13 protein-coding genes are annotated in these 14978 nt (G+C 40.2%); all 13 read left to right on the top strand.

The window, feature by feature from the left end:
• Nucleotides 1-3: 3 nt before the first annotated feature.
• On the top strand, nucleotides 4-1002 hold the full coding sequence (locus JSQ81_RS10555; protein ID WP_249336517.1) for an NAD(P)H-dependent flavin oxidoreductase: 999 nt from the start codon (nucleotides 4-6) through the stop codon (nucleotides 1000-1002).
• A 36-nt stretch (nucleotides 1003-1038) separates the two neighbouring features.
• The gene (locus JSQ81_RS10550) at nucleotides 1039-1917 is read left to right on the top strand and encodes a DMT family transporter (protein ID WP_212604055.1); all 879 of its coding nucleotides are present in this window, start codon (nucleotides 1039-1041) and stop codon (nucleotides 1915-1917) included.
• Nucleotides 1918-1959: 42 nt separating this feature from the next.
• A complete protein-coding gene (locus tag JSQ81_RS10545; protein WP_212604054.1) occupies nucleotides 1960-2769 on the top strand; it encodes a hypothetical protein in 810 nt (269 codons plus the stop codon).
• Nucleotides 2754-3167, top strand: a complete 414-nt coding sequence (locus tag JSQ81_RS10540; RefSeq protein WP_249336516.1) for a hypothetical protein — start codon at nucleotides 2754-2756, stop codon at nucleotides 3165-3167. The genes JSQ81_RS10545 and JSQ81_RS10540 overlap by 16 nt, the downstream gene beginning before the upstream one ends.
• 70 nt (nucleotides 3168-3237) lie before the next feature.
• Nucleotides 3238-3969: a MerR family transcriptional regulator gene (locus JSQ81_RS10535; protein ID WP_212607629.1), complete on the top strand. Its 732-nt coding sequence runs from the start codon at nucleotides 3238-3240 to the stop codon at nucleotides 3967-3969.
• A gap of 156 nt (nucleotides 3970-4125) precedes the next feature.
• On the top strand, nucleotides 4126-5865 hold the full coding sequence (locus JSQ81_RS10530) for a sensor histidine kinase (RefSeq protein WP_212604053.1): 1740 nt from the start codon (nucleotides 4126-4128) through the stop codon (nucleotides 5863-5865).
• Entirely contained in the window at nucleotides 5862-6593 is a 732-nt protein-coding gene (locus JSQ81_RS10525; RefSeq protein ID WP_212604052.1) for a LytR/AlgR family response regulator transcription factor, read from the top strand. The genes JSQ81_RS10530 and JSQ81_RS10525 overlap by 4 nt, the downstream gene beginning before the upstream one ends.
• Before the next feature lie 197 nt (nucleotides 6594-6790).
• A complete protein-coding gene (locus JSQ81_RS10520; RefSeq protein WP_212604051.1) occupies nucleotides 6791-8221 on the top strand; it encodes a carbon starvation CstA family protein in 1431 nt (476 codons plus the stop codon).
• Between the two features lie 135 nt (nucleotides 8222-8356).
• Nucleotides 8357-10411: a DUF2339 domain-containing protein gene (locus JSQ81_RS10515; RefSeq protein ID WP_212604050.1), complete on the top strand. Its 2055-nt coding sequence runs from the start codon at nucleotides 8357-8359 to the stop codon at nucleotides 10409-10411.
• Nucleotides 10412-10530: 119 nt separating this feature from the next.
• A complete protein-coding gene (locus JSQ81_RS10510) occupies nucleotides 10531-13212 on the top strand; it encodes a DEAD/DEAH box helicase family protein (RefSeq protein ID WP_212604049.1) in 2682 nt (893 codons plus the stop codon).
• Nucleotides 13213-13352: 140 nt separating this feature from the next.
• Nucleotides 13353-13550 (top strand): helix-turn-helix transcriptional regulator, encoded by a 198-nt coding sequence (locus JSQ81_RS10505; protein WP_212604048.1) that lies wholly within the window; start codon nucleotides 13353-13355, stop codon nucleotides 13548-13550.
• Nucleotides 13551-13553: 3 nt separating this feature from the next.
• A complete protein-coding gene (locus JSQ81_RS10500) occupies nucleotides 13554-13997 on the top strand; it encodes a hypothetical protein (RefSeq protein WP_212604047.1) in 444 nt (147 codons plus the stop codon).
• 354 nt (nucleotides 13998-14351) lie between these two features.
• The gene (locus tag JSQ81_RS10495; RefSeq protein ID WP_212604046.1) at nucleotides 14352-14957 is read left to right on the top strand and encodes a hypothetical protein; all 606 of its coding nucleotides are present in this window, start codon (nucleotides 14352-14354) and stop codon (nucleotides 14955-14957) included.
• Nucleotides 14958-14978: the final 21 nt, after the last annotated feature.

Genomic DNA, 14978 nt, shown 5'->3' with positions numbered 1-14978 from the left:
TCAGTGAATTTCTTACAAATGAAACACCCAATTATTCAAGCACCTATGGCAGGCGTCACGACACCGGAATTTGTCGCAGCTTGTTCAGAAGCCGGTGTATTGGGTTCGATTGGGGCAGGCTATTTGTCGGCAGCGGATACGCGTAAAATAATTCGAGAAGTAAAAGCGCTGACGGAAAAACCATTTTCGGTGAATTTATTTATTCCGGAATCGACGGTAGCCAATGAAAAACAATTGGAAGATGCCTATAACGCACTTGAACCCATTCGAACTGAACTCGGCATCTCTTCGAAAAAACCGAAGTATTCAATTTCCGAATTCGATGATCAAGTCCAAGTGTTGCTCGAAGAGAATATTAAAATATGCTCCTTTACATTCGGATTGCCTGATGAAGAAACCGTTCATGTATTGAAAGAGAACGGTGTATATTTAATCGGAACGGCAACAACCGTACAAGAAGCAAAGCTAGCGGAACAAGCTAAAATGGATGCCGTAGTCGTTCAAGGCAGTGAAGCGGGAGGCCATCGGGGATCTTTTCATGGCGAATTAACCTTCCAGCCGCTGAATGAATTACTAACAAATTGTCTAAACGCAGTCAAAATTCCAATCATTGCAGCTGGCGGCATTGCCAATAAAGAAATGCTAGAAACAGCATTATCCACCGGAGCACAAGCTGTCCAAATCGGAACTGCATTAATGGCGGCGAATGAAAGCGGAGCGCATCCAATACATAAACAGGCAATACTTCATTCAAACAAGGGATGTACCACTTTAACAACTGCGTTCTCGGGTAAAACTGCGCGCGGCATTGAAAATCGATTCATTTCAGATATGAAAAACGTTGGAATCGCAGCTTATCCTTATCAAAACGACTTGACGAAAGAAATTCGGAAAGAAGCGGGAAAGCAAGGAAAGAGTGATTTCATGTCACTGTGGGCGGGTGAAAATGTTCATTTAACCACTGCAGGAACAGTAGAAGAAATCATTGAGAAATTCATATAAATAGATGCTTAATTGAGAAGGCTAGTGAGGGATAAAATGAGAAAGTATATTGGTGAAATTGGGCTGACAATCACCGCAATCATATGGGGCAGTGGCTTTGTAGCCAGTTCAGTAGCATTGGAATATTATACGCCGTATCAATTGATGGCGGGAAGATTTTTAATAGGCGCACTCATTTTATGCCTGATATTTAATAATAAATTAAAAGGAATCAAGAGAAAGACGCTTATTAAAGGCGCAATATTGGGGTGCATCTTATATACGGCATTCGCGCTTCAAACAGTCGGCTTACAATTCACGACGCCTTCAAAAAATGCTTTTCTGACCGCGATTAATGTTGTTATTGTACCATTTATCGGTTTTTTAATTTACAAAAGAAAAATTAATGTATTTGAATTGGGCGGAGCGGTTCTAGCGATTCTCGGGGTCGCGATATTATCGCTTCAATTATCTTTTGAAATTAATCTCGGAGATTTCCTAACGGTTTGTTGCGCGTTTGCATTTGCATTTCATATTTTTTATACGTCTAAATTTGTTGAAGACGAAGATCCGGTTGTACTGACACTTGTTCAAATGGCAGTTGCTGCAATCATAGCTTTTATCGTCGTATTCTCAAAAGGCGAGACTGCATTTTCGTTCGAGCCGGCAGGTTTATATCCATTGGTATATCTCGGAATATTTTCAACGACGGTTGCATTTTTACTTCAAACAATCGCTCAAAAATACATTTCAGAAACGAAAGCGGCCATCATTCTATCTACCGAAGCATTTTGGGGAATGGCATTTTCAGTCGCAATTTTAAGCGAAGTATTGACGCTTAGAATGGGCATCGGAGCGGTGCTAATTCTGAGTGCAATCATTTTATCAGAAACAAGATTTAGTTTTTTGATGTTCAGAAAAAGTAAAATCGAGTGATGAATCCCACCGTGGGGTGAAAAGGTAAGGTGAGCGAAGGATATGAAGAAAATTTACCGAAAGACGTCGATTTTTTCATTTGTCGGAGGCGGCATCACGGCGATTTACGCGATTGTTTATTATTTTGTTTGGTTCGAAAGCTTTTTAGTGAACGGAGAAACGCTGGTCGTTTCAGCAATAACCGCAATTTCTTTACTGATTTCGGGACTTTTTTTCAACAACGCGCAGCAGAACCTTCGGGATGAAACCATGGCTGAACTCGAGAGTGAAGTTCAGTTTGAAAATATTAATGAATTAATCGTACAATGGATGCCATCAATCTATCCGTCAATGCATAACGTCAATGCTGACGGCGTTTCTATATTTCAAATCATTCCTTCAAAACGCCGACCTTTTGCGCGCAAATTAACCGCTATTAACTTTATGTCTGAAGGATTTATTCTACCTGCAACGTATGACATTCTTGATATGAAAGATGAACTTTTAGCCTCTTTTACCTTGTGGAATAATGGAAACCGTTTTCTCTTAACACTCCATAGCAGGGATGGAAAAAGGATTGGTTATTTCGAGCAATGGCTCACGAAATCCGTGCTTAAAAGTAGGGGAACTTTATTCCATGAAAATGATCGGGTTTGGCGGGAGCTTGCGGCGAATAATATGGCCGGCGATATTGATGTCGTAGATGATAACGGAAAAATGACTGCGAAGTATCGTTTCGGCCGCTTTCCTTATGCTTTGCATCCAGCATTTCAAGCAGAGGCTGTTCACAGTCATATCCGTTTCGGAAGCCATATTTCAAATGAAGAAAAACTTGCCTACACGATGATTTTCTTTTTTTGGTTGAAGAAGTAGATGGGGATGTTAGTAATGAAACTTTACGATTATTCTTATTGTTAGTAATCTTATTGTTGCTGTCAGGATGCGGATTGGAAACTAAAACTTTAGAGGAGTTTTATGAAAAAGATTTGAGTGATGTTTCTAAAATTGAAATTGTGGATGGTAATACAGGTTATGGAGTAGCTACGACTGACTATGAAAAGACCCAGGATTTTATTGGTGAAATAAAAAACATTAAATTTATCCCTGACGATGATCAAGGAAAAAGAGATGGCTTTAGGTATTCTATTACTTTTTTCGAAGGTAACGTGCGTACTTTTCAATTTGGAGATACTCATATAAACGGCAACTATTATCATACAGAACCAGATATTCACCCAATTATAGATGTTTTTTTACAACTATTGAGGTAGAAGAAAAATAGAACTAATCCTTGACTCTCACGTTACGTCATAGTTTATCGTTAGTGATGAAGGGAGGCGAATCGCGATGAAAGTGAAAGAAGTATCGCAGATGACCGGTGTCAGTGTACGCACGCTTCACCACTACGATGACATCGGCTTACTCGTGCCGGATGATTTGACGGAAGCAGGTTACCGGATTTATTCCGAAGGTAATCTGGCAACATTACAACAAATATTGTTCTTTCGCGAACTCGGCTTCTCTTTGAAAAAAATAAAAGAATTGCTTTCAAGTCCATCGTTTGATCGCCGAGAAGCTTTCGACATGCAACGAAAAATGCTCATTGCTAAACGACAGCAACTGGATGAAATGATCGATACGATTGAGAAATCGATTCGCCATGAGAAGGGAGAGTTAAGGATGACGAACGAAGAAAAATTTCAAGGATTTGATTTTAGCACGAACCCATACGAACAAGAGGCCAGGGACCGATGGGGCGATAAAGCAGTTGACGAGTCGAAGAAGAAAGTCGCGCAGTTTGGTCCGGAAGTTCAAGAGGAAATGAACCGTATTTACTTTAACTTAGCGGAAATGCGCCATACGGATCCAAAGTCCGAAAAAGCGCAAGCGGCTATTAAAGATTGGTTCGATATGTTGAACAATAATTTTGGAACCTATTCGCTAGAAGCTTTCGCGGGACTCGGTGAAATGTATGTCGCCGACGAGCGATTCACAAAAAACATCGACCAGTTTGGCGATGGGCTCGCTGAATTTATGCGCGATGCCATGAAGGCTTTTGCGGAGACCAACTAATTTCATTCATTTAATTCCTCACCTAAATTTAGCGTGAGCAAATAAACTTCAGCAACCAGCCAAGGTAACACGGGCTGGTTTTTTAAATGAATTAAAGTTTCCAAACAACAATAAATAATGGATAATAAACAATATAACAAAGGAGGAGGCGTAAATTTGGTCGATTTACTGATCATCATGTTGGAAAGGGTCGGAACAATTATAGCGGTCGCATTTATACTCACCAGATTGCGCTTCTTCAAGAACTTGGTTCAACATGATAAATTGGATAATAAACAAGAGCTTACAGCGATTTTATTCTTCGGACTATTTGGCATTGCGGGCACTTATTTAGGTGTCGCATTTAATACAGATACATTGAATTTTAATAGCGTTACGGCAGAATTAGCAAAGGATGAAGCGCTAGCGAATTCGCGTGTTATTGGCGTTGTCGTAGCGGGTCTTTTAGGGGGATATCGCCTAGGAATCGGGGCAGGGTTGATTGCCGGCCTCCATCGAATGACTTTAGGCGGTTTTACGGGGATTGCGTGCGGTATTTCAACCATTATAGCCGGTATTGTGGCCAGCTTTTTTTACCGGAAAGGGAAAAACGTGAAACCGCTAGTCGCCTTCGGAATCGGTGCGCTTGCTGAAGCTGCGCAAATGGGCCTCATACTTCTCATCTCAAAACCGTTCGAAAAAGCATTCACATTGGTCGAAGTAATTGGCATCCCGATGATTCTCGCAAATGGCATCGGGGCGGCACTGTTCCTGTTAATTGTTCATAATGTCATTAGCGACCAGGAAAAAGTGACTGCACTCCAAGCACAAAAAACACTTCGAATTGCCAATCAAACACTTGGGTACCTACGAAAAGGGATGAACAACGCGACTGCCGCGGCTGTCTGCAATATTTTATACCGCGAACTCCAGCCGAGTGCAGTCGCCTTAACCGATAAAACGCATATCGTTGCCCATGTCGGGATTGCCGACGATCACCATAAAGAAAACAGTCCGATTCAAACAGTGGAAACGAAAGAAGTTATTCAAAGTGGAAAGTTAAGCGTAGTTAATGAAGGAACGATTCATTGTGAAAATAAAAAATGTCCCTTGGGCGCAGCCGTAATCGCGCCATTAATTCGTCGCGGGGAAACAATTGGAACGTTGAAACTATATTATCCATCCAAAAAGTCGATAACTGACATCAATATTGAGTTAATCTCAGGGCTTAGCTCATTACTTAGCAATCAGCTAGAAATTGCGGAAACAGATCATGCTTATCAACTGGCCAAAGAAGCTGAAATCAATGCGTTGCAAGCACAAATTAGCCCACATTTCTTATTTAACTCGATGAACATCATCGTGTCTTTGATTCGCACGAATCCTGATCAGGCACGAAAACTGCTGACATCTCTTTCTTACTTTTTACGTCAAAATGTCACAGGGACGACGGCCACCAAAGTTTCTTTGGAACAGGAGCTTTCGCATGTAAGATCATATTTGGAGATTATAGAAGCGCGATTTGTGGATAAATTAACGATCCAGTACGAGTTAGCTAACAATCTATCCACACAAATGATTCCGCCGTTCACATTGCAACCCATCGTCGAAAACGCCATCCATCACGGCATAAACGACATGGAGAAGGGCAGTATCATAAAAGTGACTGTCGGGGACCTCGCCAATGAAATTGAAATCAAAGTAGCGGACAATGGAAAGGGAATAGATCCCGAACGAATTCAGCAATTGGGAAATGAACAAATGGAATCCGAAACTGGTACAGGCGTAGGGTTATACAATGTCAATCGTCGGTTGATCATGACGTTTGGCGAACAAGCAGCATTGAAAATCGAAAGCGAAATCGGGAAAGGAACAACGATTTCATTTCGCATTCCAAAATTGGAGGTGAATCGTTGATGCCGACAATTCGGACACTGATCGTCGATGACGAAAGATACGCACGAGAAGAACTAACCTATTTACTAAGTAAATTCCCCGACATTCAAGTTGTAGGCGAGGCGGAAAATGGTGAAGCCGCCATTTTACAAGCACTTCATCTGCAACCGGACGTCGTTTTCTTAGATGTGGAAATGCCTAAAATGAATGGAATGGAAGTAGCCAAATCATTAATGGGAATCAAAAAAGTTCCACTCATCATTTTTGCAACCGCATATCCACAATTTGCTGCAGAAGCATTTCGGATTAATGCCGTTGATTACTTATTAAAACCTTATGACATCGAACAGTTAAAGCAAACGATTGGCAGAATCGAAAAGCAATTAACTCCTCCCGAGGCGATAGAAACACCAAGTAAAATCGGAAAACTGGCTGTAGAGACCGACGGAGAAATTGACTATGTTTTAGTAACTGACATCATTTATATGTACCGCGAAGAAAAAGTGTCGAAAATCGTCACAGGATCGCGAGAATTCGACGTGAAATTATCATTGAAAGAATTAGAAAGCCGTTTAGCACCTTTTTCTTTTTTCCGGATTCATAAAGGCTTTATCGTTAATTTAAATTATGTGAGTCGTTTAACTCCGTGGTTTAATGGCGCTTTTCAACTTGAACTTGAAGGGCGAGAAGAGAAACTTTCTGTTAGCCGAAACTATGTGAAAGATTTACGACAACGCCTGGAACTATGAAATGAACTACGTGTTAATTCATCAGAACTACACATTAGCCCCCATTTTCGACATGTTACGACGGATTACGCCTTTATCTGAAAACATCCATTAAACTATAGGAAGCGATTAATTCGCTGTGGATGTTTTCAGTATAAATTCTTTTTATATAGAATGAAAGCGTATTCAAATCAAGGGAATGGGAGTGTGTTTGATAAATGATAACTTTTCTAGTGTCGATTGTTGTGTTAATTGCGGCCTATTTTATTTATGGTAAATTCGTTGAAAGAGTTTTTAATCCAATCGAATCGAGAAAAACACCAGCTTATGCAAATGCTGACGGTGTAGACTACGTTCCGATGAACAAACATAAAAACGCTTTGATCCAGCTTTTAAATATAGCGGGAACAGGTCCGATTTTCGGCCCGATTATGGGTGCGCTATTTGGTCCTGTGGCATTTTTATGGATAGTTTTAGGGGCGATTTTTGCAGGGGCTACACATGATTATTTAACAGGTATGATTTCAATACGAAATCGGGGCGCGCATATTCCTGAATTAGCAGGAAAGTTCCTCGGCGCATTTTCAAGACATATCGTAAATATTTTCGCGTTATTACTGCTTTTATTGGTTGGAACCGTGTTTGTTACAACACCGGCATCTCTTTTAAGCATCTTAGTGAATGGCAAAGTTGCTCTATGGGTAATTATCGCTGTTATATTTGTATACTATTTCCTATCAACGATTCTTCCAATTGATAAAATCATTGGTAGACTATACCCGTATTTTGGAGCTGTTTTATTACTTGGTACAATTGGTGTCGGGGTTGCATTGCTATTCTCGGATTATAAAATTCCGGAACTAAGTTTAGAAAATATGCATCCTGATAACTTGCCGATTTTCCCGATTCTTTTCTTCACAATTACTTGTGGCGCACTATCGGGTTTCCATGCAACGCAGTCACCGATTATTTCAAGAACAGTTCAAAAAGAATCACAAGGCCGTTATGTATTTTATGGAATGATGATTGCCGAAGCTGTCATCGCTATGATTTGGGCGGCAGCTGCGATGAGCTTGCTTGATGGACAGACGTTAAGCGAATTCATCAAAACAGGGACACCTTCTTCAGTGGTCAATGAAGTTTCAATGACATTACTCGGTGCCGTTGGTGGAACGATTGCGGTATTAGGCGCGATTGTCCTTCCGATTACATCTGGAGACACGGCATTCCGTGCGGCACGTTCAATCATTGCCGATTATTTGAAAATCGATCAAAGCAAAATGGTCAAACGTTTGCTAATCGCGGTTCCATTATTCATCGTATCAGCAATGTTGACACAAATCGACTTCAATTTATTATGGAGATATTTCTCATGGGCAAATCAAGCAACTGCGGCAATCGCATTGTGGATCGCGACGATGTATCTATTCATTAAAGGGAAGAATTATATTATTTCGCTAGTACCAGCGCTGTTCATCACTTATATGGTATTTGTCTATATTCTAAATCAAAAAATCGGATTCAACTTAGACTTGAACGTCTCCTATATCATCGGGATTGTTCTAACAGCCATTCTTGCGGTGTTGTTCTTTATTAAAGCGAAGCATAACAAAAGAGACAAAATCGAAACAGATATACCCGTAGAATAATGTTGCAAGTCTATCTGAAGGTTTGGTAAACTAGTAGGTAATAGTTGGAAAATAAAGAATGCTACGCTACTTTTAAATAAGTAGCGTAGCATCTTTTTTGTTTTCATAAAATAGGTTAGGTGGAGGAGGGGGAAAATGGCTGAGGATCAACAAGAAATTCTAAAAAGACTCGAGTATTTAGAAAAAGAAATGAAGCTGTTGAAAGAACAACAAGCACAGTTACTGGGTAAACCCGTACAAGTCGCAGAGGTTGAAAGACCTTTTAGACCATTATCAACTCCTGGAAAACAAGAAAAGGCAGTCTTTACGAAGCCGGTAAAAAAGAAACCTGAATTTGATTTCGAAAAAGCTTTAAGTCAATGGCTACCGCGTGTGTTCATGTTCATTTTACTGTTAGGCGTCCTTTGGGGGCTGAAAGTCGGCATGGACAACGGCTTCATCACAAATCCTGTCAGAATCGTCATGGGTTACCTGGGGACGGGAATTCTGTATTTCTTTGGAATGAAGTACTACGCGAAAAAGAACAAAGTATTCGGGTTAACCTTGCTCGGCGGTTTTATCGCGCTCGGGATTCTCACGACATTTGCAGCCCATCATCTGTACGGCTATTTTAGTTTTATAGTGGCATTTATCATAGGCGTCGCTTATATTGTGATGGGATTATGGTTGTCAAAGAAAACAAAATCGGAAACGTTAACCATCTTTTCAGCAATCGCAGGATTTTTGCTCCCGTTCTTGCTCGAAGGTGAAAGCGCGACATCCATACAGTTTTGCGCATACATCCTAATTTTGTTCTTGTCTCTGTTTTACGTTTCGCTTAGACAAAAACACAAAATATCCTTTTATATTTCGTTTCTGTTATTCCACCTAACATTAGTGACATATGGTGTATTAAGTGGAGAAATTGGAGACGAACCGATCATTGTAGGCACTGTATTAATTCAACATGTATTGCTGCTAGTATTTTATTTGAAAGGGAAAATCGAGCGGCATGTGTTTACCGAAGCGCTTATTTATTCGAATTTCGTATTCGCCCTGGGTTGGATTAAAGTGCTGGAGCATAATCCGGAAATCCTTGTATATGGTCTTTTCGCAGCACTTTATGTCGCACTCGCTGCATTTTCATTTGCGAAAAAAGACGATTTACTGCTAGGCGTATTTTCAGCGGTAGGAGTACTTGCGGTAAGTGCATTTATCTTGGCATTTAATATAGAAACTGGCGTAATGAGGGTCATCTTGTTGCTTATCAACGGAGCAGTCGGTTTATGGGTGGGCTTTCGCTATAAAACAAAAAGAACGATTGCCACAAGCTCGTTTATTTACATTTTAGCAGGTTCCGCAGTTTTTCTTGCGACAGGGATATATGATTTTATGTCGTTGGAGAACTTGTCTTGGTTCGTGTTAATGCTAACACTTGCATTTATCTACTATACGGCATATCAATTCCTGCCTAAGAATTTAAAAGTCGATATCAAGAAGATCGATCAAAGTTTAATTGTCGGCCAGATTATTTTGCTTGTTTATCTGTTGAAGCTAACCAGGGTCGCTTTATCCGACTTTAAAATCGGCTTTGCGACAAATGAGCACATCCATTTACTTGTCATGATTGTTGCAATCGGCAGCATGCTTCAGTTTTCGAAATGGGCTAGAGGGAAGTACCTTGCGTATTCAGCCGTAATTTTATACCTGTTTTTGGGATTAATCACAATGGGGGTCCGGTTGGCAACCTATATTGAATTTGAAATATATATGTTCAATTTATCTGTTGAGGTACTTTATTTAATCGGACTCAGCGTCATATTTATAGCGATTATGAAAAATAAGTTCATGATCAAACTAGAGGAATTCAAAGTAAAACTGCCGATTCTGGCGATCATTATGCAAATCGTTTACTTCATCTTTTTGAATAAATGGTTCCTGACATTTACGCAAACGTATGAGTGGGATACAGAATACATCCTGCTCGCGCACACATTCCTATTGTTCGCATTCGCATTTGCGTCAATCAGTCTCGGAAGGAAACTCGGTTGGAAATATGTTAAATTCATCGGCGCAGGGTTAATCGTATTATGCGTGCTGAAGTTATTCATCATCGACTTGGGCGCTGTTTCGATACTGATACGGGCAATCTTATTTACGATTGTTGGGGTTGTTGGATTGCTTTATTCGAAGAGTTTGTTTAAAGAATAATTTTTAGGGAGGCATCTGCTATCGAGTGGATGCCTTTTGTAATATCCAGCGAATATGAAACTTAGATGTAATTGAAACGTATATGAATTAAGAAGCGGAAATTAAGGGGGGATTGTCGAATGAAAACATTTCCGGAAGGGATTCAGTTTTGCTATGAATGGCGGTCCTATCAAAGCAGAGTATTAAATGAACTAGATTCTCATTTAAAAAATAAAAAGCTTCATCTTGTCGCACCGCCCGGATCTGGGAAAACGGTGCTTGGGCTTGAGGTCATGTTGCGGATTAATCAAGCAACATTAATCGTAGCGCCTACATTGGCGATAAAACAACAATGGAAAGATCGATTTACGGAGCTTTTCTTAAAGGACGAACAACCGGATTGGATTTCTATGGATATTAAAAACCCGAAATTTATCACGATCACAACCTACCAATCTTTACATAGTATCTATAAAGAGAACGACTTTCTTGATGCTGGCGATGATGAGCAAGTCGATGACATTGAATTACAAGAAGAGGAACCAATCGTCTTGAGTGATAGTGATCAAATCCAACAAAAAATAAAAGCGCTCGGTTTTGGCACGCTTATTTTAGATGAAGCCCACCATTTAAGGACTGCTTGGTGGCATTCGATGATGCAACTTCGGAACGAACTTCAAAATAGCTATGTAGTATCCTTAACCGCAACACCGCCATTCGACGTTTCAGCATCGGAATGGCAGCGCTATATTCAATTATGCGGAACCATAGATATAGAAATTAGCGTGCCTGAACTAGTTAAAGCGAAAGAATTATGTCCGCACCAGGATTATGTTCATTTTTCTGCGCCTGAAGATGAGGAACTGAAAATGATTCTTCGCTTTAGAGACGAAGCGCATGATTTTATCGAATCCTTTATTCATGATGAACGAAGCAAGAACTTGCTTGAAAGCCATCCGTGGTTGAAGGATCCAATGGAATATGTCGGAGAAATTTTAGATCAACCTGCTTACTTTTCAAGCATATTGATCTTTTTAAATCATGTCGGAAGCGACAAATACTTGGAAGCATTGCCGATAATTGGCGTGTCTGAAAAGGATATGCCTGCATTTTCATTCGAATGGTTGGAAGAGCTGTTAACAGGTGTTTTATTCACTGATAGGATGATTACAAATGACAAGGAATTCCGAAAACACATTAAGAGACAGCTAACTCGAATAGGTGCGATTGAGCGCAAAAAAGTTCGTTTACAATCCACTAGTGAAATGAACCGAAAACTGACGCAGAGTGTTTCGAAATTAAACAGCATACGGGAAATTGTAGAATACGAGAAGACATTACTGCAAGAAAATTTGCGCATGGTTATTTTGACTGATTATATTCGATTGCCCGACCTGCCGAATCGCAAAGGGGATGAGTTGCCACTCACGCGCATTGGTGTCGTGCCAATTTTCGAGGCCATTCGACGAAGCATAGGGACACAAGTTAATGCAGCTGTATTAACGGGTTCACTTGTCATTATTCCGAAGCATGCACAAAAACTTGTTGAAGAAATCGCGATTCGCGAGGATTGTCAGATAAAGTGGAAAGAACTGGCGCATGATCCTGCTTTCATTCGCACAGAATTGAACGCTGGAAATCGCCAAAAAGTTGTTTCGATTTTGACGGAAGTATTTACAAAAGGCGAAATTGATGTGCTTATCGGAACGGCAGCACTGCTCGGCGAAGGATGGGACGCACCGTGTGTCAATTCGCTAATCATGGCCTCTTATGTCGGTTCATTTATGCAATCAAATCAAATGCGCGGACGAGCGATTCGTGTAGATCGTAATAATCCGGAAAAAACATCATCTATCTGGCATCTTGTTTGTGTAAACCGGGATATAGAACATATGGGCTATGATTACGACTTACTCGAGCGGCGTTTTCGTTCACTTGTTGGAGTAGGTGTTGAAAAAGATGTCATTGAAACTGGAATCACTCGCTTAAGATTGGATCAACCCCCTTTTACGCCCGAAAAAATTATAAAATTGAATGAGAAAACATTTACGAGATCATCCAATCGCGATAGATTATTTGTAAGATGGGAACGCGCGATTTTCAATGGAAGTGAAATGACAGAAGAAATTGTGGCGGATAGAAAATCATGGCCAAGACCATTTTTCCTCCAGCACTCTTTAAGAGGAATGCTATGGTTTGCTGGATTTTCGACAGCCGGCGCAATTGTCGATGCTGCAAAGGTTTTATGGAGGTTCAAAGAGGTATCTATGGGTACCGGTTTATTTTACGGAATCATTCTTGGTATTTTGTTTGGAATGCCATCAGTCATTAAAGTGGGGAAGCTTTATTTTAGACATCCATCTGTCGAATCAAGTATGAAAGAAATTGGTGAGGCGCTATATGTTTCGTTACATAATGCAAAACTAGTTCGTACTCCTTTTCAAAAAGGAATGATTCATGTAACAACCGAGGGTTTTGGCGCTTATACATGTTGGCTCACGGAAGGAACAACTCACGATAAAAACGTGTTTATGAAAGCGATGAAAGAATTCATAGACCCGATCGAAAACCCAAGATATCTACTGATTCGACAAGCTGGAAAAGTGTTTAAAAGAAAAGACATCCATGCGGTACCGCAAGAATTAGGTCGAAAAAAAGAGCATGCCGAATTTTTGCAGAAAGAATGGAGAAAGCGAGTCGGCAAAGCAGAACTTGTATACACGCGAACATTTGAAGGACGAAAAGAACTTCTGTCCGCACGATTGACAGCCTTATCGTCGGCTTTTGTTGAAAAGGCGGATCGGATTAGTGGTTGGCGTTAGCATGATATCAAGGAGTACGGATGAATGTTATCTGTGCTTCTATTTTTTATGTTTCATGTCAGATATATGAACCTTAATGTCGGGTAAAGTTGACACTCACCTTTAGGTTTACTATGATGCAATTAATAGGAGGAATTGCGATGAAGAAAAATCTACGACTGAAGGCGGCACGTGCAGCAAAAGATTTGTCACAGGCCAAATTAGCGGATGCCGTTGGGGTTACCCGCCAGACGATGAATGCGATTGAAAATGGAGATTACAACCCTTCGTTAAATCTTTGCGTCGCAATTTGCAAAGCGCTTGATCTAACACTAAATGATCTTTTTTGGGAGGAATGAAACATGAAAAACGCTCGATATGATGAATTTCAACTCGCGACTAGACATAAAATTGCATTTCAGTCATTTATTTTGGTTTTAATATTGATAGGGGTAAATGGCTATGTCAAAGCAGGTTATGGAATTTGGGCATCCCCATTCCTGGAATCATTCATACTAGTTTGGATTCCGAGCATGTATTTTGCGGTTATGTCGATTGTTAAAAATGCTTATTTTAGTAAGAATGATTATCCGGTACTTGTTGCAGTGGTATTGGGATTAGCCGCGACAATGGGATTCTTTTCAACTGTCCCGTTTATTTTTAGTGAAGAGTTTCCTTTCATTGAAAATGGACAGCTAAGTGACCGGATTATGGGGTTGTTAATTGCAATTATTTCTGTAGGCATGGGAGTTGCTTTAATTGTTAGGAGAGCTCTTAATCGAAGGATGGATAGAGGAGGGGAATGAAAAAATATTTTTTATGAAGGGATTTAAGGATATAGGGTGGAATTAATAAAGTACGCTATTTCAGTATTCATAGCGTTTCGAGTACAAGTTTTGCGTTATAGATTCATTCGCCGTTCGAAATAGATGAAAACTTGAAACTTTCCTCCATTTGCCAACGTATAATGGTTATAATAGAAAGAAAACCCCAAAAACTATTTTCAGATTATCTGAAGAAAAAATAGGTCTCGGGTCGTAGACAAATCCCCACCTAAGCCGGTTTATTACTTGGTCGGGATGGGACATAATAAAGTTAGACATTAACCAATAGGGAGGCAACCAATGCTTCCCACGAACGGGGAAGTAGGGGGGATTGCCATGGGTAAAAGGACAATATACATTGTGCTTACGGATACAGGAACACTATTGTCTAAGGCGATTGGCATGTATACGCGAAAAGATTTAAATCATGCATCAATCGCATTTGATGAACAGTTGACTGAGATGTATAGTTTTGGAAGAAAACAACGTCATAATCCATTTGTAGGCGGTTTTGTTAAGGAAAATGTCGTTGAAGGAATCTTTGAGCATGCGGGTTGTGCTATTTTCAGTTGTGAAGTAACTGCTGAAGAATATGTGAAAATGCGAGATAAAATCCGTCAAATTGAACAGACCAAGGAACTATATAGGTATAATTTTATTGGTTTATTCGCGGTTGCAGTAAATAAAGATTTGCAACGAAAACATGCATTCTTTTGTTCACAATTTGTTGCGACGATTGTGAATGAAAGTGGAATGAAAATGTTTACAATTAAGCCAAACCTAGTACAGCCTCATCATTTTACACAATTAAAATGTTTGAAACCTGTTTACGAAGGTGACTTGCAATCATATATACGGAATGTTAGGGAAATCGAGGAACGGGTGCCAGTCCCACAGCGCACGGGCATGTGGCGACACTTGGCGGTTCGTATACTCTCATAATTAGGAGAGCTTCCAAAGTAT

The sequence above is a fragment of the Sporosarcina sp. Marseille-Q4063 genome (assembly GCF_018309085.1).
Lineage (GTDB): Bacteria > Bacillota > Bacilli > Bacillales_A > Planococcaceae > Sporosarcina.
This window is presented reverse-complemented; position numbering and strand designations above follow the sequence as displayed.

Bases quoted from the DNA above. Each gene is read 5' to 3' on its own strand.
- JSQ81_RS10550 (WP_212604055.1), top strand. From the start codon at position 1,039: ATGAGAAAGTATATTGGTGAAATTGGGCTGACAATCACCGCAATCATA.
- JSQ81_RS10545 (WP_212604054.1), top strand. From the start codon at position 1,960: ATGAAGAAAATTTACCGAAAGACGTCGATTTTTTCATTTGTCGGAGGC.
- JSQ81_RS10520 (WP_212604051.1), top strand. From the start codon at position 6,791: ATGATAACTTTTCTAGTGTCGATTGTTGTGTTAATTGCGGCCTATTTT.
- JSQ81_RS10515 (WP_212604050.1), top strand. From the start codon at position 8,357: ATGGCTGAGGATCAACAAGAAATTCTAAAAAGACTCGAGTATTTAGAA.
- JSQ81_RS10510 (WP_212604049.1), top strand. From the start codon at position 10,531: ATGAAAACATTTCCGGAAGGGATTCAGTTTTGCTATGAATGGCGGTCC.
- JSQ81_RS10505 (WP_212604048.1), top strand. From the start codon at position 13,353: ATGAAGAAAAATCTACGACTGAAGGCGGCACGTGCAGCAAAAGATTTG.
- JSQ81_RS10500 (WP_212604047.1), top strand. From the start codon at position 13,554: ATGAAAAACGCTCGATATGATGAATTTCAACTCGCGACTAGACATAAA.
- JSQ81_RS10495 (WP_212604046.1), top strand. From the start codon at position 14,352: ATGGGTAAAAGGACAATATACATTGTGCTTACGGATACAGGAACACTA.